At 70.5% G+C, this 23,450-nt stretch carries 23 protein-coding genes; 8 read left to right on the top strand and 15 right to left on the bottom strand.

What is annotated here, in order from left to right; genetic code table 11:
- Positions 1–2: 2 nt before the first annotated feature.
- Positions 3–851: a glucose 1-dehydrogenase gene (locus ACSVC7_RS06475; protein ID WP_448203833.1), complete on the bottom strand. Its 849-nt coding sequence runs from the start codon at positions 849–851 to the stop codon at positions 3–5.
- Between the two features lie 395 nt (positions 852–1,246).
- Here ACSVC7_RS06475 and ACSVC7_RS06470 point away from each other — a divergent pair, with 395 nt between their 5' ends.
- The 3 genes from ACSVC7_RS06470 to ACSVC7_RS06460 all read left to right on the top strand — a co-directional run bounded on the left by ACSVC7_RS06470 (position 1,247) and on the right by ACSVC7_RS06460 (position 3,098).
- Positions 1,247–1,567, top strand: a complete 321-nt coding sequence (locus tag ACSVC7_RS06470; RefSeq protein WP_448203832.1) for a hypothetical protein — start codon at positions 1,247–1,249, stop codon at positions 1,565–1,567.
- Between the two features lie 240 nt (positions 1,568–1,807).
- A complete protein-coding gene (locus tag ACSVC7_RS06465; protein WP_448203831.1) occupies positions 1,808–2,176 on the top strand; it encodes a hypothetical protein in 369 nt (122 codons plus the stop codon).
- Positions 2,177–2,525: 349 nt separating this feature from the next.
- Entirely contained in the window at positions 2,526–3,098 is a 573-nt protein-coding gene (locus tag ACSVC7_RS06460; RefSeq protein WP_448203830.1) for a calcium-binding protein, read from the top strand.
- An 11-nt stretch (positions 3,099–3,109) separates the two neighbouring features.
- On the opposite strand, the gene ACSVC7_RS06455 is transcribed toward ACSVC7_RS06460, so the two are convergent.
- The 3 genes from ACSVC7_RS06455 to ACSVC7_RS06445 form a co-directional block, all read right to left on the bottom strand.
- Entirely contained in the window at positions 3,110–3,979 is an 870-nt protein-coding gene (locus tag ACSVC7_RS06455; protein ID WP_448203829.1) for an alpha/beta fold hydrolase, read from the bottom strand.
- A 34-nt stretch (positions 3,980–4,013) separates the two neighbouring features.
- Positions 4,014–6,215: an SF1B family DNA helicase RecD2 gene (gene recD2, locus ACSVC7_RS06450; RefSeq protein ID WP_448203828.1), complete on the bottom strand. Its 2,202-nt coding sequence runs from the start codon at positions 6,213–6,215 to the stop codon at positions 4,014–4,016.
- A 74-nt stretch (positions 6,216–6,289) separates the two neighbouring features.
- Positions 6,290–6,715 carry a hypothetical protein gene (locus ACSVC7_RS06445; RefSeq protein WP_448203827.1) on the bottom strand — a complete coding sequence of 142 codons (426 nt, stop codon included), beginning with the start codon at positions 6,713–6,715 and terminating at the stop codon, positions 6,290–6,292.
- Between the two features lie 200 nt (positions 6,716–6,915).
- Here ACSVC7_RS06445 and ACSVC7_RS06440 point away from each other — a divergent pair, with 200 nt between their 5' ends.
- The 5 genes from ACSVC7_RS06440 to ACSVC7_RS06420 all read left to right on the top strand — a co-directional run bounded on the left by ACSVC7_RS06440 (position 6,916) and on the right by ACSVC7_RS06420 (position 12,334).
- Positions 6,916–7,410 carry a MarR family winged helix-turn-helix transcriptional regulator gene (locus ACSVC7_RS06440; RefSeq protein WP_483508098.1) on the top strand — a complete coding sequence of 165 codons (495 nt, stop codon included), beginning with the start codon at positions 6,916–6,918 and terminating at the stop codon, positions 7,408–7,410.
- Positions 7,411–7,423: 13 nt separating this feature from the next.
- Positions 7,424–8,329, top strand: a complete 906-nt coding sequence (locus ACSVC7_RS06435) for an efflux RND transporter periplasmic adaptor subunit (RefSeq protein ID WP_448203825.1) — start codon at positions 7,424–7,426, stop codon at positions 8,327–8,329.
- Between the two features lie 305 nt (positions 8,330–8,634).
- On the top strand, positions 8,635–10,686 hold the full coding sequence (locus tag ACSVC7_RS06430) for an FUSC family protein (RefSeq protein WP_448203824.1): 2,052 nt from the start codon (positions 8,635–8,637) through the stop codon (positions 10,684–10,686).
- Positions 10,683–10,889: a DUF1656 domain-containing protein gene (locus tag ACSVC7_RS06425; protein ID WP_448203823.1), complete on the top strand. Its 207-nt coding sequence runs from the start codon at positions 10,683–10,685 to the stop codon at positions 10,887–10,889. Before ACSVC7_RS06430 ends, ACSVC7_RS06425 begins: the two co-directional genes overlap by 4 nt.
- A gap of 323 nt (positions 10,890–11,212) precedes the next feature.
- Positions 11,213–12,334: an NnrS family protein gene (locus ACSVC7_RS06420; protein WP_448203822.1), complete on the top strand. Its 1,122-nt coding sequence runs from the start codon at positions 11,213–11,215 to the stop codon at positions 12,332–12,334.
- Between the two features lie 120 nt (positions 12,335–12,454).
- Here the strand turns inward: ACSVC7_RS06420 and ACSVC7_RS06415 are convergent, their stop codons facing one another.
- The 11 genes from ACSVC7_RS06415 to ACSVC7_RS06365 form a co-directional block, all read right to left on the bottom strand.
- Positions 12,455–12,823: a c-type cytochrome gene (locus tag ACSVC7_RS06415; RefSeq protein WP_448203821.1), complete on the bottom strand. Its 369-nt coding sequence runs from the start codon at positions 12,821–12,823 to the stop codon at positions 12,455–12,457.
- Positions 12,824–12,940: 117 nt separating this feature from the next.
- A complete protein-coding gene (gene ubiV, locus ACSVC7_RS06410) occupies positions 12,941–13,855 on the bottom strand; it encodes a ubiquinone anaerobic biosynthesis protein UbiV (protein ID WP_448203820.1) in 915 nt (304 codons plus the stop codon).
- A 14-nt stretch (positions 13,856–13,869) separates the two neighbouring features.
- Positions 13,870–14,880: a ubiquinone anaerobic biosynthesis protein UbiU gene (gene ubiU, locus ACSVC7_RS06405; protein WP_448203819.1), complete on the bottom strand. Its 1,011-nt coding sequence runs from the start codon at positions 14,878–14,880 to the stop codon at positions 13,870–13,872.
- A 5-nt stretch (positions 14,881–14,885) separates the two neighbouring features.
- Positions 14,886–15,521, bottom strand: coding sequence for a ubiquinone anaerobic biosynthesis accessory factor UbiT (gene ubiT, locus ACSVC7_RS06400; protein WP_448203818.1), 636 nt, complete (start codon positions 15,519–15,521; stop codon positions 14,886–14,888).
- A 396-nt stretch (positions 15,522–15,917) separates the two neighbouring features.
- Positions 15,918–16,976 (bottom strand): copper-containing nitrite reductase, encoded by a 1,059-nt coding sequence (gene nirK / locus ACSVC7_RS06395; protein WP_448203817.1) that lies wholly within the window; start codon positions 16,974–16,976, stop codon positions 15,918–15,920.
- Between the two features lie 241 nt (positions 16,977–17,217).
- A complete protein-coding gene (locus ACSVC7_RS06390) occupies positions 17,218–18,036 on the bottom strand; it encodes a crotonase/enoyl-CoA hydratase family protein (RefSeq protein ID WP_448203816.1) in 819 nt (272 codons plus the stop codon).
- 27 nt (positions 18,037–18,063) lie between these two features.
- Positions 18,064–19,215 carry an acyl-CoA dehydrogenase family protein gene (locus tag ACSVC7_RS06385; protein WP_448203815.1) on the bottom strand — a complete coding sequence of 384 codons (1,152 nt, stop codon included), beginning with the start codon at positions 19,213–19,215 and terminating at the stop codon, positions 18,064–18,066.
- Positions 19,216–19,228: 13 nt separating this feature from the next.
- Complete coding sequence (locus ACSVC7_RS06380; RefSeq protein ID WP_448203814.1) at positions 19,229–20,290, bottom strand: acyl-CoA dehydrogenase family protein; 1,062 nt, start codon at positions 20,288–20,290, stop codon at positions 19,229–19,231.
- A gap of 13 nt (positions 20,291–20,303) precedes the next feature.
- On the bottom strand, positions 20,304–21,461 hold the full coding sequence (locus tag ACSVC7_RS06375; RefSeq protein WP_448203813.1) for an acyl-CoA dehydrogenase family protein: 1,158 nt from the start codon (positions 21,459–21,461) through the stop codon (positions 20,304–20,306).
- Between the two features lie 20 nt (positions 21,462–21,481).
- On the bottom strand, positions 21,482–22,654 hold the full coding sequence (locus ACSVC7_RS06370) for a thiolase family protein (RefSeq protein WP_448203812.1): 1,173 nt from the start codon (positions 22,652–22,654) through the stop codon (positions 21,482–21,484).
- Between the two features lie 22 nt (positions 22,655–22,676).
- Positions 22,677–23,441, bottom strand: a complete 765-nt coding sequence (locus tag ACSVC7_RS06365) for an SDR family NAD(P)-dependent oxidoreductase (protein WP_448203811.1) — start codon at positions 23,439–23,441, stop codon at positions 22,677–22,679.
- Positions 23,442–23,450 lie beyond the last annotated feature (9 nt).

The following is a 23,450-nucleotide window of genomic DNA, read 5'->3' as shown; positions in this document are numbered from 1 at the left end:
GTTCAGCCTCCGGACTCGAAGCCGGGGTAGAGCGTCATGCCGCCGTCCACGAACAGGGTCGTGCCGGTGATGTAGTCGGCGGCGTCGCTGGCCAGCCAGACGACGGCGTGGGCGATGTCCTCCGGCTCCCCGATGCGCTTGTAGGGGATGAGCTTCAGGAGTTCGGCGTGGGCCTCGGGCGTGTTCCAGGCGTGGGTGTTGATGGGGGTGCGGACGGCGCCCGGCGCCACGCCGACGACGCGGATGCGGTCGGCCGCCAGCTCCTGCGCCAGCGTCTTCATCATCAGCATCACGCCGCCCTTGCTGGCCGCGTAGTTGACGTGCCCGGCCCAGGGGATGACCTCGTGGACGGAGCTGACGCAGACGATCTTGCCGAGCGAGCGCGACCGCTCCGGCCGGAAACCCTGGCGCTTGAAGGCGCGGACGGCGGCGCGGGCGCACAGGAACTGGCCGGTCAGGTTGACGCCGACCACCGTGTTCCACTGCTCCAGCGTCATCGCCTCGATGGGCGCGTCGCGCTGCAGGCCGGCGTTGTTGACCAGGATGTCCAGCCCGCCGAAGGCCTCGTCGGCGGCGTCGAACATGGCCTCCACCTGATCCTCGCGCGCCACGTCGGCCTTGACGGGCAGGGCGCGGGCGCCGTGGGCGCGGATGCCGTCGGCCACCGCCTCAGCCGCCGCATCGTCCGCGACGTAGTTGACGACGACGTCCGCCCCGGCGGCGCCGAGCGCCAGCGCGATGCCCCGGCCGATGCCGGAATTTCCGCCGGTCACCAGGGCGCGCTGCCCGGCCAGAGGACGCGCCTTTCCCGTCGCCGGCCCGTGCAGGGCCAGCCCGAAATCGCCTTCCATGGTCTGTCTCCCGATGTCGTGTGGGTCCGTCGCCGCTACAGAAGCCAGGTGGCGGGCGAGACCAGGGCCATCGCCACGAAGACCACGGCGGCCCGCCGCTCGGCGGTCGACCAGCGTGCCCAATCACGGGCGAAACTGCGCAGGATGCTCATGACGCCCTCCCTGTGCCCTGCTGCGATCACGTCATGCCATCAGGGTAGGCCCGCGCCGGTCCGCTTGTGAAATTGCAAGGGTTTATCGGTTCGATGCAGCCCGGCTATGCCCATGCCCGGCCGCTATGGAGGCGATGCCAACAATCAATTTCCGCTTCCGCGCGGACTGCCCCAGCGTCATTGGCACAAGCCCGGATCGACCGTCGGAGCACCCTTTTCTCAAGACGACCCAGGGAGTTCGCCATGACCGTGCATCGCCTTTTCGCCGCCGCCCTGCTTTCGACCGCCTTCCTGACATCGGGAGCCAGCTTCGCCGCGACCCACGAGGACGCCCCCACCCCCGGCAGCTTCACGGCCCGGCTGGACGAAGCGAAGGACGTTGTGCGCAACGACCACACCCGCAACTTCGAGCGGTACCAACGCACGGAGATCGACCGCTATCTGACGCAGGCCGAATCCCTGTCCGACCAGGGTTCGCAAGCCAAGGCCGAGCAGTTCCTGACCTTCGCACGCAACATGCTGGGCCTCCGCTCCGCCCCGAACGTCCGGATCTCCCAGCGGTAGGGCGGGAGGAGGGTGTCCGGACCGTGGACCCGCAGCCCACGGTCCGGGCGTCTGGCTTCGTGATACCAAACAGACGGTTTGGTGCCTCATGCGGGATTCTCGAAAAACATATTTGCCGATAAGAATTGTTATCGGCGTTATTTAGGGCATGCCTGTGACGTTGCTGGTGCCGTGGCGGCATCCGGGTGACACGGCGCGCGGCGCGCGGTATGTCTCTCGCTTAACCGAGGCGGGGGCGAAATGTCGGTAGGACGGCGGAAGACGCGGCGCAAGGGCAAACGGCACTCGCCGGCGACGGCGACGGCCCGCATGCGCCCGCCAGCGGCGGAGGCGGTCCAGGCGACGCGTGCCAACGCGGCAGCCGTGGCGGCGCCGGCTCCCGTCCGGCCTCCCGTCCGGCGGCCCCCGGCCGGAAAGCCGCCGCGCGTGCTCCAGGACGCCGAACTCGGCCGGTTCCTGTCCCCCGAGCAGCAGCACCTGCTGAAGGTCCGCCGCGCTGTGGAGCAGCGGGAGGCGAGGCAGCGACGCTCCGTTGCCGGTGTGGTCCTGGCGGGGGTCCTTCTGGTGGTGGCGGCCGTGTTGTGGCTTTTGGGCTGGCCGTCCTTCTGACGCGGAAGGGCGGGCGTTGCGTCCCGGTCCCATGCTACTCAATCATGCACCACGCTGGCATTCGGCGGAAAGCGAGGGAATAGGGGCAGACCCGACGGCCGGATCAAAAGTCTTCCCAAGCTGTTGAGCCTTGAACGCACATTGCGCTCCAGGGCTCTCTGCGGAGGCTTCAATGCTCACGCTCGCTGACCCCTTTGTGAACACGCAGCCGACTTTTGGCACAACCGGCACGGCGATGTCCGGATTCTCCGGGACTGTCGTCGTTGGGCAACCCATCTCCTTGATTGGGAGCCCCCTGACCACGAGCCCCCTGACCACGAATCCAATGACTACCGGCCCGGTCCCGCCCATGACGACCAGCCCGGTGCCGCCGTTCACCACCGATCCCGTGCCGCCCCTCATCCCCGGTCCAACCACGCCGATCGCCACCAGCCTGACCACGCCCGCGCCAATCATCACGCAGCCGGCATCAACGCCCATCACCACGGTCCCGGTCCTCCCGTCGACGAGCGTTTCACCGCCCTTCGGCGGACCGGTAACCGGCCTGTCGCTTGTGGGCGGACTCGGCAACGACACCCTTCTCGGCGGGCCTTTGTCCGATGCATTGCAGGGGCTTGACGGCAACGACGTGCTGATCGGGGACGGCGGCGACGACACGCTCGTGGGTGGACGCGGCGACGATGTCCTGACGGGCGGCTTTGGCGCCGACCTGTTCCTGTTCGCGCCCGGCGACGGGAACGACTTGGTCACCGACTTCAACCCCGCCGAGGGGGATCGCATCGGCCTGCCGATTGGCGTCGCGCCGGTCGTCAATGCCGACGCCCTTGGAAACGCCGTGCTGACGCTGATGCCGGGGGATAGCGTGACCCTGTCCGGGGTGAGCGCTGCGGCCGTGTCTCCGTTCTGGTTCGTGTCGCGCTGAGAAGGCGGGCGTTACGTCCCGGTCCGCTCCAGCTCCGCGACGAGGGACTGAAGGGCTCGGCGGACCACCGCCTCATGGTGGTCCGCCGCCAGGAAATGATCCCCGTCCGCGACCCTGACCACGGTCAGCTTGACGCTTCCCGTCAGGGTCCGTTCCAGAAAGTCCACGGTGGCGTAGGGCACCAGCGGATCGGCCGTCCCGTGCACGACCGTCACGGCGGCCCGCAGCGATTCCAGGCGGGGGGCGAGGTCGGCCAGCTGCGCCTTGAGCGCGATCAGCTCGCTGTTGGAGTTGCGCAGGACGCGCGGCAGCAGCCGGGCCACCGCCGGCCGGGCCGCAACGCGCTGGAGCCAGTGGACGCGCTCCAGCTCCGCCGACAGCGCGCCGCCGATCAGCAGCACCCCGCCGACGAGATCGGGAAAGTCCAGCGCCGCGCGGACGGCGACCGGCGCCCCCATGGAACGGCCGACCAGCACCGTCTTGCCGTCCACGCCGTCCCGCAGCAGCGGGCGCAGCGCCGCCGCCTGCACGCCCAGGTCGGTCGGGGTGTCCTGCGGGCCGCTGCACCCGAAGCCGGGTCGGTCGACGGCCAGCCAGTGCTGCCCGGCCGGGACGGAGCGCAGCCAGGGCAGCCAGTCCTCCGCCTGGCTCGGGCTGCCATGGACCAACAGCACGCGGCGTCCGGACGGGTCGCCCGCCGTGAGATAGCTGATCTCGGCCGAGAGCGGCGAGGCGAGGCGGACGCTGCGCCGTTCGATGCCGTCGCGCGTCTCGCCCGGTGCCAGCCAAGGCTGGTGGGCGAGGGCGTCGAACACCGTCCGCGCGGCGTCCTTCAGCCACGTCAGGTCGAACCGCAAGCGTTCCGAGCGATCTCCGGTCATTCGGTCGGCCTGTCCGGCTGTTCGGGGCGGAGGTTCAGGACGGGAGCCGGGCATCGTAGACCCGTGCCCATTCGGTCAGTTTGGTGTGGCGGGGCGTCGTCCGCGTGCCCCACACGGCCATGGCGCAGGCCCGCTTGTCGCCGACCAAAACGACGAGGCGCTTGCCGCGCGTGACGCCGGTGTAGAGCAGGTTCCGGTGCAGCATGATCTGGTGTTGCAGAAGCAGCGGGATGATGACCATCGGGTATTCCGATCCCTGGCTCTTGTGGATGGTGGTGGCGTAGGCCAGCACGATCTCGTCCAGCTCGTCGAAGCGGTAGGGGACCAGCCGCTCGTCGAAGCGGATCGCCAGCTCGCCCGCTTCGGTGTCCAGGCTCTCGATCCGGCCGATGTCGCCGTTGAAGGTGTCCTTGTCGTAGTTGTTGACCACCTGCATCACCTTGTCGCCCACCCCGAAGGCCGCGCCGAAGCGCTCCACGCGCTGCGCCGTGGGCGGGTTCAGGGCTTGTTGCAGGGCGGCGTTCAGGGCGCGGGCGCCCGCCGGCCCGACGTTCATCGGGCAGAGCACCTGGATGTCGCGCATCGGGTCGCAGCCCCGCGTTCGCGGCAGATGGCGGGCGACGAGATGGACGATGTGGCGGGTCGCCTCCTCCGGCGTGGGGGCGTCCACCCAGAAGAAGTCGCTCGCCTCGCCCTTGCGCGGCACCTCCGGCAGCTGCCCGGCGTTGATGCGGTGGGCGTTGACGATGATCCGGCTGGTCGCCGCCTGCCGGAAGACCTCGGTCAGGCGCACCGTAGGCACCAGAGCGCCGTCGATCAGGTCGCCCAGCACCCGCCCCGGCCCGACGCTGGGCAGCTGGTCCACGTCGCCCACCAGCAGCAGCCCCATGTTTGGGGGCACCGCCCGCAGCAGGGCGTACATCAGCGGCACGTCGACCATGCTGGTTTCGTCCACCACCAGCAGGTCGCCGTCCAGCGGGTTCTCCTCGTCTCGCTTGAAGCCGCCGCCGCGCGGGTCGATTTCCAGCAGGCGGTGCAGCGTTTTGGCCTCCACGCCGGTCGCTTCGGTCATGCGCTTGGCGGCGCGCCCGGTGGGGGCGGCGAGGCGCAGGCGCACGCCCTTGGCCGCGAGGATCTTCAGGATGCCGTTGACCAGCGTCGTCTTGCCCACGCCGGGGCCGCCGGTGATGACCAGCACCTTGGCGTCGAGCGCGCGCCGCAACGCCGCCTCCTGGCTGGGCGCCAGCGTCAGGCCCGCCTTCTCCTCCACCCAGGGGATGGCCTTGTCGGCGTCGATGGCGTCCCAGGGCGGACGGCCGCGCGCCAGAGCGGACAGCCGCTCGGCGATGTTGCGCTCGGCGTGGAACAGCCAGCCGAGGAACAGGGCCGGCTCCTCCGCCAGCGTGTCCGCGACCAGCGTGCGGTCCGCCACCTCCTGCTCGATGGCGGTTTCCACCAGGGCCGCGTCGACGGTGAGCAGGTCGCGCACCGCCTCCACCAGGGCGGCGCGCGGCAGGCCGCAATGCCCCTCGCCCATGGCTTCGGTCAGCGCGTGGGTGAGCCCGGCGCGGACGCGGAGCGGGGAATCGGGCGCGATGCCGAACTTCCGCGCGATCTCGTCGGCGGTCGCGAAGCCGATGCCCCGCACGTCCTTGGCGAGGCGGTAGGGGTTCTCCGTGATCAAGCGGACGGCGTCCGCGCCGTAGAGCCGGTAGATGCGCACCGCCCTGGCCGTGCCGACGCCGTGGTCGTGCAGGAACACCATGATGTCGCGGATGGCGCGCTGCTCCCGCCAGCCCTCGACGATCTGCGCGGCCCGCCCCGGCCCGATGCCGGGCACGGTGCGCAGACGCTCCGGCTCGCTCTCGATGACCTCCAGCACGTGCTCGCCGAAGGCCTGGATGAGCTTGCGGGCGTAGACGGGGCCGATGCCGCGCATCAGGCCGGAGGCAAGGTACTTCTCGATGCCGTCGGCCGAAACGGGCGGGGCGGACCGGAGATGGTCGGCCTGGAACTGCGGGCCGTGCGTGCGGTCGTTCACCCACTGCCCGGTGGCCTGGACCGTCTCGCCCGGAGCGATGGCCGCCGCCCGCCCGACCACGGTCAGCGGGTCGCGCCGCCCGCGCACCTTGACGCGGAGCACGCAGAAGCCGGTCTCGGCGTTGTGGAAGGTCACCCGCTCCACGGCGCCGACGACGAGTTCACGGTCCGGGGGAGCGGAAAGGGAGGGGATCATCGACGGGGCGGAAGGAGGATGGGCGGCATCATCCCCAGCATATGGCGAAACATCCCGGAAAACCAAAGCGCCCGTCAGCGGCTTCCGACCATGTCGCGCTTGAGGCGGCCTGAGGCGACCACGCCGCTGCCGGGGGGCGGACGGCCCAGGAGCGCGGCGATGATGCTGGAGATGGGGCCGGAGCGGACCTCATCCCCTTGCGCCGGCACCGGCACCGGCACTGGCGACGGGGGCTCCGTGCTTTGCGAGGCGCGCTTCTGGGCAAGCCGGGAGATGTGGCGCAGGAGAAGGGCGCGGTTGTCCGGGCTGAGGGCGCTGAACGCCAGGTCCGCCCGCGTCAGGTCGCCCGCCGCCCCGGTCGCGCGGGCGATGCGCAGGGCGACGCGGAGGCAGTCCAGGTCCCAGGGCGCCTCGTCGATGCCGGGCAAGGTTTCCAGCGCCCGCAGAAGCGCATCCAGCAGGGACGAGGTGGTGCCGGCATCGTAGGTCCCGCTGAACATCCGCTGCTCCCGTGGCCCCACGCCACATATCGGCGCTCCGGCGGCACCGTCAACGCAGCTTTGTGTGACAAGCGTCGGCCGGACCCCGCCTGCGCGCATGCCTGCGTTGATCCCGGGAACCGCCCTGACCACTGGACGGAAATCGATAGCAAAACTATTAAATAGGCATGACATCGAATTCACCAACGCCCGTTGTGCCTTTGCCCGCCGATCCCCTGCGTGGGGAGCCACTGGACGGAAAGCCACTGGACGGGGAGCCGTTGGGCTTCCCGCCCAGCTTCGGCATCCACCTGTTCCGCGCCGCGCACCTGTGGCGCCGCGAGGCGAACAAGGTGCTGGCCGACTGCGGCTTTTCCTCCTCGGTCATCTCTCCGCTGATGCTGTTGAGCGAGCTTGGCGACGGCATGCGCCAGCGCGATCTGGCGGAGGAGATGGGGGTGGAGGGGCCGTCGCTGGTGCGGCTTCTGGACTGCCTGGAATCCTCCCGGCTGGTCGAGCGCCGCGAGGATCCGGACGACCGGCGGGCGAAGACCCTGCACCTGACCGACGAGGGCCGCGCGCTTCTGGTGCGGGTGAACGCGGCGCTGAACGGTGTGCGCCGGCGCTTCCTGGAAGGCGCCTCGCCGGAGGACATCGACGCCTGCTTCCGCGTGATGTCGATCATCGAGACCAACGCCAAGAACATGCGGCCGTGACCGGACGAAAATCGTGCGATTCCTTTCTTGTCTGACCCGTTTCGCGGTCACGCTGGTGGTGACGGTCGCGGCGCTGGGCGCCGGCTGGTGGCTGTGGGACTACTACATGAACCAGCCCTGGACGCGGGACGGCCGCGTGCGCGCCGACATCGTCCAGGTGTCGCCCGACGTCGCCGGGCTGGTGACCGCCGTGAAGGTCGGCGACAACCAGCCGGTCCGGAAGGGCGACGTGCTGTTCGTCGTCGACCCCGGCCGCTACAAGCTGGCCGTCGAGCAGGCGGAGGCCAACCTGCAAAGCGCCCGCGCCGAGCTGAACTACCGCAGGGCGGAGGCCAGCCGGTACGAGCAGCTGGGCACCAACGTCGTCTCCACCGCCCAGAAGCAGGAGGTCGCGTCGGCCATGGCGAAGGCCGCCGCGGCGGCCCGGCAGGCCGAAGCCGCCCTCGACCTCGCGCGCTTCAACCTGGAGCGGACGGAGGTCAAGGCGACGGTGGACGGTTTCGTCACCAACCTGCAGCTGAAGGAAGGCAACTACGTCACCGCCGGCCAGCCGGTGATCGCGGTGATCGACCGCGCCTCCTTCTACGTCATGGGCTATTTCGAAGAGACGAAGCTGCCCCGCATCCACGCCGGCGATCCGGTCGCGGTCACCATCATGGGGGTGGGGAGCCGGCTGCGCGGCCATGTGGACAGCGTCACCCGCGCCATCGTGGATCGCGACCGGACGGAGGGCACGGGCCTTCTGCCCAACGTGAACCCGACCTTCAACTGGGTGCGGCTGGCCCAGCGCATCCCCGTGCGCGTCGCGCTGGAGGACGTGCCCGACCCCCGCGACCTCGTCGCCGGCCGCACCGTCACCGTCGAAGTCGTGAAGGATGAAGCCGTAAAGGATCGGGCCAAGTCCGTGGCCGGGCTATGACCGCTCTGTTCGCTCCGTCCATCGAGACCTCGCGTGTGCGGTATCTCATTGGCGCGCATGTTTTTTGTCATTCCCGCGAAGGCGGGAATCCAGCATGAGCCGCGATCAGCGGCGACATGAGTCAAAGATGGCTCATATGACGCCCAGACGGGCGTCTGGATCCCCGCCTTCGCGGGGATGACGAAGAAGAAAGAAGCACATCAATCATTTGCTGCAGAAGCGAATAGTGTGCATCCCGTAGCCCTACGTAGGAGAACGGCCTCGCGCCAAATCCAACAACTCTTCGGCGCTGGCAAAGCAGTTCCATGACGTTTCCGAAAATTCTGCCGACCTGGGGGGAGGCGCTGTTCTCCCTGAAATCCTTCGCGGCCTCCATGATGGCGCTCTACGTGGCGTTCGGCATGGGACTGCCGCGGCCCTTCTGGGCGATGACCACCGCCTACGTCGTGTCCGGCCCGCTGTCGGGCGCGGTGCGGTCGAAGGCGCTGTTCCGGGTGCTGGGCACCGCGCTGGGCTCGGCCGGCGCCATCGCGCTGGTGCCGACCCTGTCCGATGCGCCGGAGCTGCTGACGCTGGCGCTCGGCCTCTGGGTGGGGGTGTGCCTGTACATCTCTCTGCTGGACCGCACGCCGTCGAGCTACGTGTTCATGCTGGCCGGCTACACCATCGGCCTGATCGGCTTCCCGGCCGTGACCGACCCCGGCACCATCTTCGACACCGGGCTTGCCCGCGTGGAGGAGATCCTGCTGGGCATCGGCTGCGCGACCCTGGTGCACAGCGTCGTCTTCCCGCAGAGCGTCGGCCCGGTCCTGCTCGGCCGGCTGGACGCCACGCTGCGCGATGCGGAGCGTTGGACGCTCGACGCGCTTGACGGCAACGGCGCGAGCGCCGGGGACCGACAGAAGCTCGCCCGCGACATCACCGAACTGCGCGTGATGTCCACGCATCTGCCCTACGACACCTCCGATGTGCGCTGGATGACGCGGGCGGTGCGCGCGCTCCAGGACCGCATGGCCTACCTGCTGCCGGTGCTGGCAGCCGTGGAGGACCGGCTGAACGCATTGCGCGCCGAGGGCGGCGAGTTGCCGGCGGAGGTCGCGGCCGTTCTGGAGACGGTAAAGCGCTGGGTCGCCGACGACGCTTCATCCGGTGGGGCCGGTGCCCTGCGCGCGGCGCTCGACCGGCTGATGCCGGCCGTGGAGGCGGGGGCGACCTGGCGCGACGCCACACTGCTCAACCTGCTGACACGCCTGCGCACGCTGGTGGACATCCATCAGGACTGCCGGGAACTGCGCGCGCACATCCGCAACGGCGACGCCACCCTGCCGGAGCATCTGGATCCGCTGACCCGCAGCCGCGCGCGCGGGGTGTTCCACCTGGACCACGGCATGGCCCTGTGGTCGGGGGCCGCGGCGGTGCTGGGCATCGCGGCGGTCTGCGCCTTCTGGATCGCCACCGGCTGGTCGTCGGGATCGGCGGCGGCGATGATGACGGCGGTCTTCGTCTGCTTCTTCGCCTCGCTCGACGACCCGGTGCCGGGCATCCGGATCTTCCTGGACTTCACCGTCCTGTCGGTGCCGATCGCGGCCGTCTACCTGCTGGTCGTGCTGCCGTCCTTCGACAGCTTTCCGATGCTGGTGCTGGGCCTCGCCCCCACCTTCCTGCTGCTGGGCGTTTTCGTGGCGCGGCCGGCGACGATGGGCAAGGCCATGGCGCTGCTGATGGGCGTGGCGGGGGCGCTCAGCCTGATCGACACCGGCACGGCGGACTTCGCCTCCTTCCTGAACAGCAATGTCGGGCAGGTGGCGGGCATCGCCACGGCGATGCTGGTGACGCAGCTCTGCCGCTCCGTCGGCGCGGCGTGGAGCGCCCGGCGCCTGCTCCACGCCGGCTGGCGGGAGATCGCGGCGCTGACCGCCGCGCGCTCCGGCATACCGGTGGGCAGTTTCGAGAACCGCATGCTCGACCGTGTCGGCCTGCTGTCCTCGCGCCTTGCGCTCGCCGGGGCGCAGCAGCGCGACCTTGCCGCCGCCGACGCGGTGAACGACCTGCGCATCGGCCTGAACGTCGCGGAGCTTCAACGCGCCCGCCGGGCCATCGGCGGTGCGGCGGCCCCGCATGTCGCGCGCCTGCTCGGCGCGGTGGGGCAGCATTTCCGCGACCTGTCCGCCAAGCGCCTGGCCCCGCCGCCGGCGGAGGTCCTGCCCATGCTGGACGCCGCCCTGTCCGGCCTCGTCGCCGAGCCGCGCTCGCCCGAGCGCGACCGCGCCGTGATCGCGCTGGCGGGCCTGCGCCGCAGCCTCTTCCCCCAAACGGCGCCCCTGGCGCCGGCTGTTGCTGAACCGGTGACCGCATGATCGGCGAAATCGACGTCTACGGACTGTTCATCCCCCCGCTGCTGATCCTGGCAATCGCAGCCTGGGTCCTTTCCGGCGTGCTGCGCCGCAGCCTGCGGGCGGTGGGCTTCTACGGCTGGGTCTGGCACCCGCCGCTGTTCGACCTCGCGCTCTACGTCGTCCTGCTGAGTGCCCTGACGGCGGCTACGGCGCAGTGGCGGTGACACTGCGCTGTCGATGTCGAACAGTTGTGTAAGTCTTTGGCGAGGCATCGTAAATAGCCATTCTCCCCTCCGGGGGAGAAGGGTTGGGATGAGGGGGAGCCCCACCAGGGGCTATAAAACGGGGCGAGGGGGGTTTTTTCCGGGCTGCCGCCCGTAGCCACCCTCACCCCAACCCCTCTCCCCTCAAGGGAGAGGGGCTTTCCACCACCATTGGGTTGCTCTCGATCAATGGAGTTGGACGAGATTCTCGCTTGACGGCAGTCAACCGGCCATGCGCCGGGGCGTGGGAGGTTGCGCGCCGCAAGCAGCGGGTTGTCGTATACGTGCCGTTCCGTGCCTTCTTCCTCTTGGCGTCGCTGGACGCCCTCCTGGCGGTCGGCCCCTGGGTGCCGACCGTGCTCGGCTGGGACACGGGAGGCTTCCCCTTATGGCATGGGCGGGCGCTGCTGTTCGGCACGCTTCCGGCGGTGATCGCCGGGTTCCTGCGGACCGCGCTGCCGCGCTGGAGCGGGCGGCCGTTGGCCTGTCCGGGGGGCTGGAGGCTTCTCGTGCCGCTCTGGCTCGTTGGGCGGGCGGCGTCCCCGTGGATGCCCGCGGCCCACGCGCCGTTTCTGGCCGGGCTCGCCGCGCTGGTGACGGGGCAGGTCCTGCTGTGCCGGGACCGGCGCAACGGGATCGTCGCGGCGCTCACCGCCCTGTTGGCCGGCGCGGCTTTCTGGGACTTGGGGAGCGGCGGCGGCGCTGTTCTGGACGGCGCGTCCGGGCGGCTGGCGCTGGCGGCCCTGCTCGGGCTGGTCATGGTGCTGGGCGGCCGTGTCGCGCCGAGCCTCACCGCATCCCATCTCGGGCTGCCCGATAAGCGGGCGCTGTTCAAGGAATGCCCCCTGTTTGAGGGAACGGCGGCGGCACTTGCCGTCGGCGCGCTCGCCGGCTGGGTCGCAACGCCCGCGTCGGTCTTCACCGCCGGGGCAAGCCTGCTGGCCGCGCTGACCCAGGCGGTCCGGCTGATCCAATGGCGGGGCTGGCGGGCGGCCGACCGGCCGTCCGTGCTGGTCGTCCACGTCGCCTACGCCGGGATCCCGCTGGGCTTTGCCGCGCTGGCGGCGGAATTGAAAGCGGCGGTCCATGTCTGGACGGTCGGGGCGATCGGGCTGATGTGCCTTGCGGTGATGTCGAGCATGATCCGCAAGCACGCCGGCCGGGCCTTTTCCCATTCGGCGGTGGTGACGGCCTGCTATGGCGTCACGATCGTGGCCGTGGTGGCGCGCGTCCTGGCCGACGGGGCGGGGGAGGGGCGGGCGGCGCTGCTGGCCGGGGCGGGGTCCGCCTGGGCCGGCGCCGTCCTGCTGTTCCTGATCGCCTTCGGGCGGGTGCTGCTCACCGGCGGTACGGTGCCAAAAAAAGACGCCCACCGGCTGGTTGCCGATGGGCGGTCGAGGCAATAACCGGGAGATATCATCATCATGTGATGACGCAATCTGGTAAGGATTGCGGGGGGAAATCTCGCGGCTGGACGCTCAACGATCCTTGACCAGAGTCAAGAACTCGAAAAAATGGCTACTCGCTTAGCTGTTTTTCTTCAGGAAGGCGATGAGGTCCTTGCGGGCCTGCTCGTTCTTCACGCCGGCGAAGGCCATCTTGTTGCCGGGAGCGGCGGCCTTCGGGTCGGTCAGGTACTTGTCGAGGCTGGCCTCGTCCCAGGTGCCGGCGTTCTTGATGGCGTCGGAGTAGTTGAAGCCCTCGTGCGAGCCCGCCTTGCGGCCGACGATGCCGTGCAGGTTCGGGCCGACGCGGTTCGGGCCGCCGGCCTCGATCGTGTGGCAGGCCTTGCACTGGTTGAAGACCTTCTCGCCCGCGTCGGCGTCCTGCGCCGAGGCGATGCCGGGAAGGCTCACGAAGAGGCCAACGGCCAGCGCGGCAAACGTACGCTTCATTCTGCTTTCCTCACTAGACGGTTTGAACAAACACGCGCGTCGGACGGCCGCCCCTGGACCCGAAGGGATGGACCAAGGGGCGGGCCGGCGGACTTCAAATGGCGGGGGACGGGAGCGTCACGCGCCCGTACCCAGCCCGGCGACCGGGGTGGCGCCCGCCATGTTGTGGAAGAAGCCGTTTTCCAGCGGCACGGGGGCCAGGCGGCTCAGTTCCGCCGCGACCTCCCCGCCGTCGCGGTCGCCGTCCAGCACCGCCCGGAAGGCGGCGGCGACGGCGACCATGTCCATGTCCTGGGGCGACAGGCGGAAGCGGTCGACGCCCATCGCTTTCAGCCGCTCCATCTCGGCCGCGAGGCAGAGATAGCCGTGCGACATCGTCTGCGTGCCGTTGACCGTCAGGAAAGGCTGCCCGTCCATGGTCGCCACCGGCATGCCGTCCGCGTCGTTGCCGCAGACGAACTGGCAGCCGTCCTTGTGCAGCCCATGGGCGCGCGCGTGGTAGCAGCGGGCGGAGATGGCGAGCGGCGCGCGGCCGAACACCTGCACCTCTACGGACAGCCCCAGCTCGGCACCCGTCTTTGCCAGCACGGCGACGGACTCGGCCGGAAGCTCGGCGGGCAGCGACACCGACACGGCCCCGCGTCCGGCCAGCCAGGCGAGCGTGGACTCGTTGTAGCTGTTGATGAAGGGGCCGACCGCGTGACGGCGCCCCTCCAGCAGGGCCAGGGCGCCCATGTCGTTCGCCTCGACGGGCAGCAGGTCGCAGCCGACCAGATCGCGCATCGCCGCGCGTTCCCGCTCGCTGCCCACCAGAATCGGGCTGGCGAGCCAGACCTCTTTCCCCGCCGCGGCGAGGCGGGCGATGACGTCGTCCATCACGGCGGCGAAGAAGGGCGCCCGCTTGAAGCAGACGATCTCACCGACGATGACGGTGTCCACCGGCGCCTCGTCGGCCATGCGGAAGTAGAAGTCGCGCCAGCGGTCCGCCGGCCAGTTGAACAGCACGGGGCCCAGAGTCAGGCGTGGCGTCATGGTCGTCGTCCTCCTCAGCGCCAGGCGCGCTTGTAGGCGCCGGTCGTCTGGCTGCCGCCCTCGACCATCGCGTCCAGGTCGAGCGTCGGCACCGCCTGGCCTTTCGCGAAGGCGTCCAGCGCCTGCCGGTAGGCCGCCACGACGGTGGCGATGTAGGCCTTGCCGCGCTGCCGCCCCTCGATCTTCAGGGCGCGCACCCCGGCGGTCTTCAATTCCGGCAGCAGTTCCATGGCGTTGAGGCTGGTCGGCTCCTCGAACAGGTAGGCCGGCCCCGTGGCGCTCCCGGTGGTGTTGTCCTTGCTGGGCACGAAGCGGCCCTTGCACAGCGTCGGGTAGCCGGCCTGCTCCCCTTCGCCAAAGACGTTGATGGTGAAGCCGCCGAGCCGGGAGGCGAGCGCCCCGCCGCGCGGCTCGTACCGCACATGGCTGGCGGGGGAGCAGACGCCCTGCTTGTTGGGCGACAGCCCCGTCGCGTAGGAGGAGAGGGAGCAGCGCCCCTCCGCCATCGGGCAGAGGCCGCCGAAGACGAAGACCTCCGTCTCGATGTCGATCTCGGCGTTGAGACGCGCGATCTCCGGCACGGTCAGCACGCGCGGCAGCACCACGCGGCGCACGCCGAAGGCGTCTCGGTAGAGCCGGATCGCCTCGACGTTGGCGGCCGACGCCTGCACGGACAGATGCAGCCGGAGGTCCGGATGCTTGCGCGCCGCGTAGTCGAGCAGCCCGACGTCGGCCAGGATGACCGCGTCCGCCTTCAGCCTTGCGGCGTCGTCCACGGCGCGCTGCCAGGGGGCGAGGTTGCCGGCCTGCGGGTAGGTGTTGATGGCGACGAAGACCTGGACTTTGCGCGCGTGGGCGTAGGCCACGGCCTCCGCCACATCCTCGCGCGAGAAGTTCAGGCCGGGGAAGTTGCGCGCGTTGGTCTCGTCGCGGAAGCCCAGATAGACCGCGTCGGCGCCCGCGTCAACGGCGGCGCGCAGGGCGGCCGGATTGCCGGCCGGGCAGATCAGTTCGAACGGTTCCATGCGACTCATGCCTCCCGCCGCGGTCCGGCGACCCGGCGCCCCAGCGCCGACAGTCCCCAGCGCACGGGCGGCGGCGCCAGTCGGTGCGCGGTGTCCAGCAGGCCGAGCAGCCGGCCGGCGTTGCGCCGCGCCAGCGGCAGGGCGAGCCGCAACGGCCCGGCCGCCGTGGCGACGTCGGCGAAAAGGTCCATCTCTTCCCCGTCCAGCGTGTTGCGCAGGGCCAGGATCAGGGCGGTGTCGCCCTCGATCGTCAGTTCGCGGCGGAAGAACAGGGCATCGCCGTCGATGCGGCCTTCCAGCAGGTCGAGCAGCCGCCCGCAGGGACCGCGCACCGTGGCGTCCGCCGGCACGCCGCGCTCGCTGACCCGCAAGGCCAACTGCGGGCCGACGCGGAGCAGGAGAGCGGCCGGCGCGTCCACCGGGTCGATCAGCAGGCGGGCGTCGGGCAGTTCCGCCAGCGCCGCGAAGGCGCGCGGGTGTCGGCCGGCGAGGATGCGGAGCAGCCGGTCGGACAGCAGCCCGCCGAGCCCGTCCCCGAGCCGGCGCGCCAGCCCCAGCCCCGCCCGCGTCAGCCCCACCTCGACGGCGCGGGCGCGGTCTCCGTCCGTCGTTTCGTCGGTTTTCAAATCGGGATCGCGCATTGGGCGCTTCCCTCCCCCGTCATTTCTTCGTGCACGATATTTCGCGCCGGGCGCCGGCCGTCCTTGACAATGGTCAAGCCGACGCTGGCTCCGCCGCCGCGAACGGGATGCACACATGTTGCTGCGCTACAGCAAGTGGCTGAATAAAAAGCCCTTCTCCCCTTGGGGGAGAAGGGTTGGGATGAGGGGTCGTTACCGCCCGGAGGGCGGGAAAAAGGCTTCCCAGCCGGCTTCGCCGGCCTGCCACCCTCACCCCAACCACGCTTGCCGGCGAACGCCTTCGGCGTCCTCCGGCGGCGCGCCCCTCAAGGGAGAGGGGCTCTTTTTGAGCAAGGTCAGCTGCTTACCGTTCTTGCGAGAACTGTGTATCCCGTAGTTCGTCCTAGAGAACGCCGGTCACTTGTTCGGCAGTTCGGTGACCTGCTTCGTCTCCGGGTTGACCTTGAAGATCGCCGTGTCGCCCGGACCGTCGACCTGGAGGATGCCCTTCAGCCCGCGGGCGGCACGGGACAGGGAATGGTCGACCAGCACATACTTGCCGGGCACCTCGACCTTGAACTCCACCATGGTCGCGCCGCCGGCCGGGACGGCGGTGGTCTGCACGTTGGTCAGCGGCTTGGCGGTCAGCGAGGCCTGGTCGTAGACCCGGTCGAAGATCTCGCCGATGACGTGGAAGCTGGAGGTCTTGTTCGGGCCGCCGACGCCGAAGAAGACGCGCACCGTCTCGCCCACCTTCGCCTTCGGGGCCTTGTCGCCCATCAGCGCGTCGGCGGCGCCGTTGAAGACGTAGTATTCCGGCTGTTCGGCCAGCAGCTTGTCGTAGCTTTCCGTGGCCTCGCCCTTCGTGCCGAAGGGCTGCTCGGTGTAGATCTCGCCCTGCATCACGTAGAATTCGCGGTCCACTTTCGGCAGGCCTTCTTCCGGCTCCACCAGGATCAGGCCGTACATGCCGTTGGAGATGTGCTGCGCGACCAGCGGCGTGGCGCAGTGATAGACGTAGAGACCGGGGTTCAGCGCCTTGAAGGTGAAGCCCTTGTGCTCACCCGGAGCGGCCATCGTGGCCTCGCCGCCGCCGCCGGGGCCGGTCACCGCGTGGAAGTCCACATTGTGGTTCAGCGCGCTGTCGGCCGCGTTCGACATGGTCACGTCCACCGTGTCGCCGACGCGGACGCGGACGAAGGGACCGGGCACCTTGGGCGCCTTGCCCGGCTCGGTGAAGGTCCAGTAGCGGTAGCTGGTCCCGGTCGCGAGCTGGCCGGTCACCTCGACCGATTCCAGGTTCACCTTGATGTGTTGCGGTGCGCGCTTGGCCAGCGGGGCGGGCAGGTCGGTCGGGTTGCGCACGATGTCCACCGGCGCGCCGTTGTTGGCGGACGCCGGAGCGATGGAGGCAAAGGAGACAAGCGCACCGAAAACGAGCGCCGCGGTGCCAAGGAGACGTTTCCTGCCGGTCATAGTCTTGTCCTTCTTCAAGATGGAAGCGCGCTGGCCAGGCGCGGTGGCAAGACGATGCGCGGGAGCAGAAAGTTAACGCTTGACAATAATCAAGGGCACCCCTGCGACATTTTGGCTTTTGTATACGGCAATTTGGCAAAGACCACGTCGATTGTGTGGCTTTGTCTTTCCCTACGGCGTGTGTGCTCTTTCTAGACTGGAATTGTTATAAACAAAGCGCGGGGGATTGGCCAGTGCTGTCTTACGCGCCGGTGAATCGGGCAGGGCGCTTTTCGAGAAAGGCGGCGACGGCCTCCTTGTGGTCGTCCGTGGCGTGGGCCAGCGCCTGCATGGCGGCGGACATCTCCAGCAGCGTGTCGAGGTTCACCTTGGAAGCCTCGCGCAGTAGGCGCCGGGTCATGCGCACCACATGGGGCGGATTCACGGCGATGCGTTGCGCCAGCGCCTTGGCGCGCGGGAGCAGTTCGGCGTCGGGCACCACCTGCGACACCAGCCCGCAGGCCAGCGCCTCGGCGGCGTCGATGGCGTCGCCGGTCAGCGCCAGCTCGCAGGCCTTGGCGAAGCCGATCACGCGCGGCAGCAGCCACGCCCCGCCGTCGCCCGGCACGATGCCGACCTTGACGAAACTCTCGGCGAAGCGCGCGCTTTCCCCGGCGATGCGCAGGTCGCACATGCAGGCGAGGTCGCAGCCGGCGCCGATGGCCGGGCCGTTCACGGCGGCGACCACCGGCACCTCCAGCGCCTCGAACAGCTGCGGGAGTCGCTGGATGCCCAGGCGGTAATTGCGCCGGGTCTGGGCCGGCAGAGGGTCGTTGATGCCGCCGGCCTCGCCCATGGCCCTGAGGTTGCCGCCGGTGGAGAAGGCCTTGCCGGCGCCGGTCAGGACGATGACGCGGGTGGACATGGCGGCGTCGAGGCGCGTCAGCGTGGCGACCAGCGCCTCGATCATCTCCGGGTCGGAGATGGGGTTGCGCTGCTCTGGCCGGTTCAGCGTCAGGATGACGATGCCGTCCTCGTCGTGCTCTTCCAGAATGGGGTCGGACATGATCAGATTGGACATGGGCGGGCCTTTGTCGGAAGGGGTGGTTCAGCGCAGGCCGAGGCCGCGGGCGATGATCCCGCGCAGGATCTCCCGCGTGCCGCCGCGCAACGAGAAGCAGGGCGCGTCCATCAGCGTGCGCGCCAGGACGGCGGAAAACTCCTGTGTGGAGCGGGCGTCCGGCTCCGCCTCGACCAGCTGGCGGGCGATCTCGGGGATTTCCTGTTCGAAGACCGCCCCCAGGTCCTTGACCAGCGAGGCCTGCAAGGTCGGGTTCTCGCCGGCCTGGAGCATGCCGGCGACGGAGCGCGACAGGCGGCGCAGCACGATCAGATGCGCGGTCAGCCGGCCGAGTGCTACGGCCGCAAGGTCGGACGGCGCCTCGCCCAGCACGCGCACCAGCTCCGTCAGCAGCGCCATGGAGGACAGGAACCGTTCCGGCCCGCTGCGCTCGAAGGCGAGTTCGCTCATCACCTGTTTCCAGCCCTCGCCGCGGTTGCCGATCAGCGCGCTGTCGGGCAGGAAGACGTCCTCGAACACCACCTCGTTGAAATGGTGCGCGCCGGACATGTCGAGGATCGGGCGGATGGTGACGCCCGGCGTGTTCTTCAGGTCGACCAGCAACTGGCTGGTGCCGTCCTGGCGGCTGTCGGTCCCGCCGTCGGTGCGGCAGAACAGGATCATGCAGTCGGCGCGGTGGGCGTAGGTCGTCCACAGCTTGGTGCCGTTGACCCGGTAGCCGCCGTCCACCGGCTGCGCCCGCGTCCGCACGGCGGCGAGGTCGGAGCCGGAGTCGGGCTCGCTCATGCCGATGCAGAAGGTGCACTCCCCGGCGGCAATGCGGGGGAGGATGGTCCGCCGCTGCTCCTCCGTGCCGCATTTCAGCAGCAGAGGGCCGCTCTGGCGGTCGGCGATCCAGTGGGCGGCGACCGGTGCGCCGGCCGCCAGCACCTCCTCCAGCACCACATAGCGGTGCAGGGCGCTGCGCTCGTGCCCGCCGTAGCGCTTGGGCCAGGTCATGCCAATCCAGCCGCGTGCGCCCATCTTGCGGCTGAAGTCGGCGTCGAAGCCGTTCCAGGACTCCGCGCGCTTGCGCGGCGGACGGTCGGCCAGCTCGGTCCGCAGGAAGGCCCGCACCTCGGCGCGCAACGCCTCGGCGTCCGGATCGACGGGCGGGGCGGGGAAGGAAATCCGTTGCATGTCCCGTCCCTCCTCAGGCGGCGGTGATCAGCGGCCACAGGCCGTCGGCGCCGGCGGCGGCGACGCGCTGGCCGATGACGCGGCTCCACGCGGCTTCGCCGCCGAACTCCTCGCGCCAGGACCACAGCCGGCGGGTGAGATGGTGCAGGGCGTGCTCCTGCGTGAAGCCGATGGCGCCGTGCACCTGATGGGCGATGGAGGCCGCAACCCCCGCCGCCTCGCCGCAGCGGATCTTGGCCGCGGCGATGGGGAGCAGGCGCAGGCCGTCGGCCATCGCCTCCGCCGCGCCATCGGCCGCGGCGCCCGCCGCCACCGCGTGGCCGGCCAGCACGGCGAGGTTCTGCTGGATCGCCTGGAATTTGCCGATGGCGCGCCCGAACTGGACACGCTCCTCCGCATAACGGGTGGTCAGCTCCAGCACCCGGCCGATCGCCCCGGCCAGGGCGAGGCTGCGCACCGTCGCCCCCATGGCGCGCAGCGTCATCGCGTCGGCGCCGTTGGCCGCCGGGGCCATCTGTCCGGGCTGGAGCGTGGCGTCGATGCGCAGGGTGTCGCGGGGCTCGCCGGCCAGATTGGCCTCCGGCTCGATCACCCACTGCTCCGGGTGGAGGGAAACGACGTAGGCCGCGCCGTCGGCCGGGGCGAGCACGGCCACACCGGCGGCCACGCGCCCCCACGGCACGCGGCGCGCGGTGCCGGTCAGCCGCCAGCCTTCGGCGGACCGGGTCAGCGTCAGCCGGTCGTCATGATGAACCGGGGCGACGCTCAGCGGACCGGCGGGCACCTCCAGCCCGGCCTCGGCCAGCAGCTTCGCCGCCAGCATGGTTTCCGCCAGCGGCACCGGGGCGGCGTAGGCACCGGCGATGCGGACGAGGTCCAGCGCCTCCACCGGGTCGAGGCCGAAGCCGCCCGCCTCCTCCGGCACAAGCGCCAGGGGCAGGCCAAGCTCCTCGATGGCAGCCCAGGCGTCCGCCTGCCAAAGGCCGGCGTCGGCGTCGCGCAGGGCTTCGGGCGTGAAGCGCTCGGCGAACAGCCGGTGCGCGGTGTCGGACAGGATGTGACTCGTGTCGCTCATGGTCATGGCCCGATCACTGACAGGATTTGAGAAGGTCGCGGGCGATCACCAGCTTCTGGACCTCGGAAGCGCCTTCGTAGATCCGCATCGGGCGGACCTCGCGGTAGAGCTTCTCCACCACGCAGCCGCGCGTGACGCCCAGGCCGCCGAACAGCTGGACGGCGGCATCGACCACCGCGTGCGCGGCTTCGCTGCCGACCAGCTTGGCCATGGAGACGTCGCGCGTGCAGCGCCCGCCGGTCACGTCCTTGGTCCAGGCGGCGCGGTAGACGCACAGCGCCGCGGTCTCCAGCGTCGTCGCCATGTCGGCGAGCTTGGTCTGCACGCCCTCGATCTCGGCCATCGCCTTGCCGAACATGCGGCGGCCGGTGACCCGCGCGAGGCTTTCGTCCAGCGCGCGGCGGGCCGCGCCGATGCCGGCGGCGCCGACCGAGGCGCGGAAGACGTCGAAGGTTGCCATCGCCACCTTGAAGCCCTGCCCCGGCGCACCGACGATCCGGTCGGCGCCGACGCGGACGCGGTCGAGGGTCAGCGGGGCGGCGGGATGCGGTGCCATGAAGTCGATGGCCGGGCCGGCGGTCAGGCCCGGCATGCCGGCGTCGAGCAGGAAGGCGGTGAGCCCGCGCGCCCCCGGCGCCTCCCCCGTGCGCGCGACCACGATGTAATGGTCGGCGATGCCGGCGTTGGAAATGAAGGTCTTCTCGCCGGAAATCCGGAAGCCGTCCCCGTCGCGCACCGCGCTGGTTGTCAGGTTCGCCACGTCGGACCCGGTGTCCGGCTCGGTCAGGGCGAAGGCGGCGATGGCCTCGCCCCGGCGGGCTGGCGGCAGATAGCGGTCGCACAGGGTGGCGCTGCCGGTCTGCCACAGCGCCGCGGTGCCGATGCCCTGCATGACGAACGCCGAATCCGCGACGTCGCCGAAGCGGTAGGCGAGGATCTCGCGCGCCAGACAGACCGAGCGCAGGTCGATGCGCGCGTCGCCGCGCTCGGCGCCCGGTGGGACGACGATGTCGAGCAGGCCGCAGTCGCCCATGGCGCGGGCGATCCGCCGGCTGCTTCCGGCAAGGTCGGCGGCGTCCTCCTCCGGCAGGTCGAGCGTCAGCAGCCGCTCCGCGAAGGCGCGGTGGCGATCCTCGAAGAAGGGGGTGTCCCAAAGCGGCCAGGGTTTCATGACGGCGTTTTCCCCCTGCATCAGCCCAGACGCTCGATGATGGTCGCGGTGCCGAGGCCGCCGGCGCAGCACATGGTCTGCAGGCCGAAGGTGGCGTCCCGGCGTTCCAGCTCGTGCAGCAGCGTGGTCATCAGCCGGGCGCCGCTGGCCCCCAACGGGTGGCCGAGCGCGATGGCGCCGCCGTTGACGTTCATGCGGTCGGCCGGCGCGTCGAACTCCCGCTGCCAGATCAGGGGCACCGGGGCGAAGGCCTCGTTCACCTCGAACAGGTCGATGTCGCCAAGCGTCAGGCGGCTGCGCTCCAGCACCCGCCGGGTCGCCGGGAGTGGGCCGGTCAGCATCAGCGTCGGGTCGGAGCCCACCGTGGTGACCGCGCGGAAGCGGGCGCGGGGCCGGAGGCCGTGGGCCTTGGCGACGTCCGCCGCCATCAGCAGCAGCGCCGAGGCCCCGTCCGAGATCTGCGAGGAGTTGCCGGCGGTGACGCGGCCGTCCGGGCGGAAGCTGGGCTTCAGGGTGGCCAGCTTCTCGCGGCTGGTGTCGCGCCGGATCGTCTCGTCGCGGGTGAAGGGCGGGGTGCCTTGGGGCGCGTCCGGCTCGCGCCAGGAGTCGACCGGCACGGGGGCGATCTCGCGGTCGAAGCGGCCCTCGTCCGCGGCGGCGGCGGCCCGGCAGTGGCTGGCGATGGCGTAGTCGTCCAGGGCGTCGCGCGACAGCCCGTACTGGTCGGCCAGCCGCTCCGCCGCCTCGCCCTGGGAAATCTGCGGGTGGGCCTCCAGCAGCTTCCAGCCGAACGGCTTGCCGTGGACGTCGCGGTTGCCCCCCATGGGGACGCGGGTCATGCTTTCCACGCCGCCGGCGACCACCACGTCGAATTCGCCCGACGCGATCGACCCCAGCGCCGCGTGCACCGCCGCTTCGGAGGAGCCGCACTTGCGGTCCACCGACATGCCGGGGATCCGCGTCGGCCAGCCGGCGCTGAGCAGGGAGGTGCGGGCAACGTTGGTCGACTGTTCACCCACCTGGGTCACGCAGCCGAACACCACGTCGTCCACCAGATCCGGCGCGATGCCCGCGCGCCGCACCAGCGCCTGCAGCACCACGGCGCCCAGATGGTCGGCGCGCACGGTGCCGAGCGAACCACGGAAACGGCCGATCGGGGTGCGGACGGCCTCGACGATCACAACCTCGCGCATGGGTCTGGTGCTCCTGAAGGGTTCAGCGCGGCGCCATGCGCAGCGCGCCGTCCAGGCGAATGGTTTCGCCGTTCAGCATGGGGTTTTCGATGATGTGGGCGGCCAACTGCGCGTATTCGGCCGGGAAGCCGAGGCGCGGCGGGTTGGGCACCGAGGCGCCGAGCGAGGCACGCACCGGTTCGGGCAGGCGGGCGAGGATCGGCGTGTCGAACAGGCCCGGCGCGATGGTGCAGACGCGGATCCCCCGGCTCGCCAGATCGCGCGCCGCCACGATGGTCATGCCGACGATGCCGGCCTTCGACGACGCGTAGGGGATCTGGCCGATCTGCCCCTCATAGGCGGCGATGGAGGCGGTGAGGACGCACACGCCGCGCTCGCCCTCCACCGCCTCGCCCCGCGCCATGCGGGCGGCGGCGAGGCGCAGCACGTTGAAGCTGCCGATCAGGTTGAGGCGCACGATCTCCGTGTAGGTCTCCAGCGAGCCCGGATTCCCCTCTTTGTCCAGCACGCGCACCGGTCCGCCGCGCCCGGCGCAGTGGACGACGGCGCGCAACGGCCCGAAGGCGTCGGCGGCGTCGAGGGCGGCTTCCATCTGCGCGGTGTCGGTGACGTCGGCGGCGGCGAAGCGGGCGTTCGGACCCAGCCGGGCCGCCCGCTCCTCCCCGGCGGAGGCTGGCAGGTCGACGATGACGACGCGCGCGCCCTGGCCGACCAGCCGCTCCGCCGTGGCGAAGCCCAGCCCGGACGCGCCGCCGGTGACGAGGGTGGTGATGCCGTCGATTCTCATGCCTCGGGT

It is taken from the genome of Azospirillum mesophilum (assembly GCF_053470405.2).
Note: the sequence above shows the minus strand (reverse complement) of the source record. Positions and strands in the feature narration are given on the sequence as shown.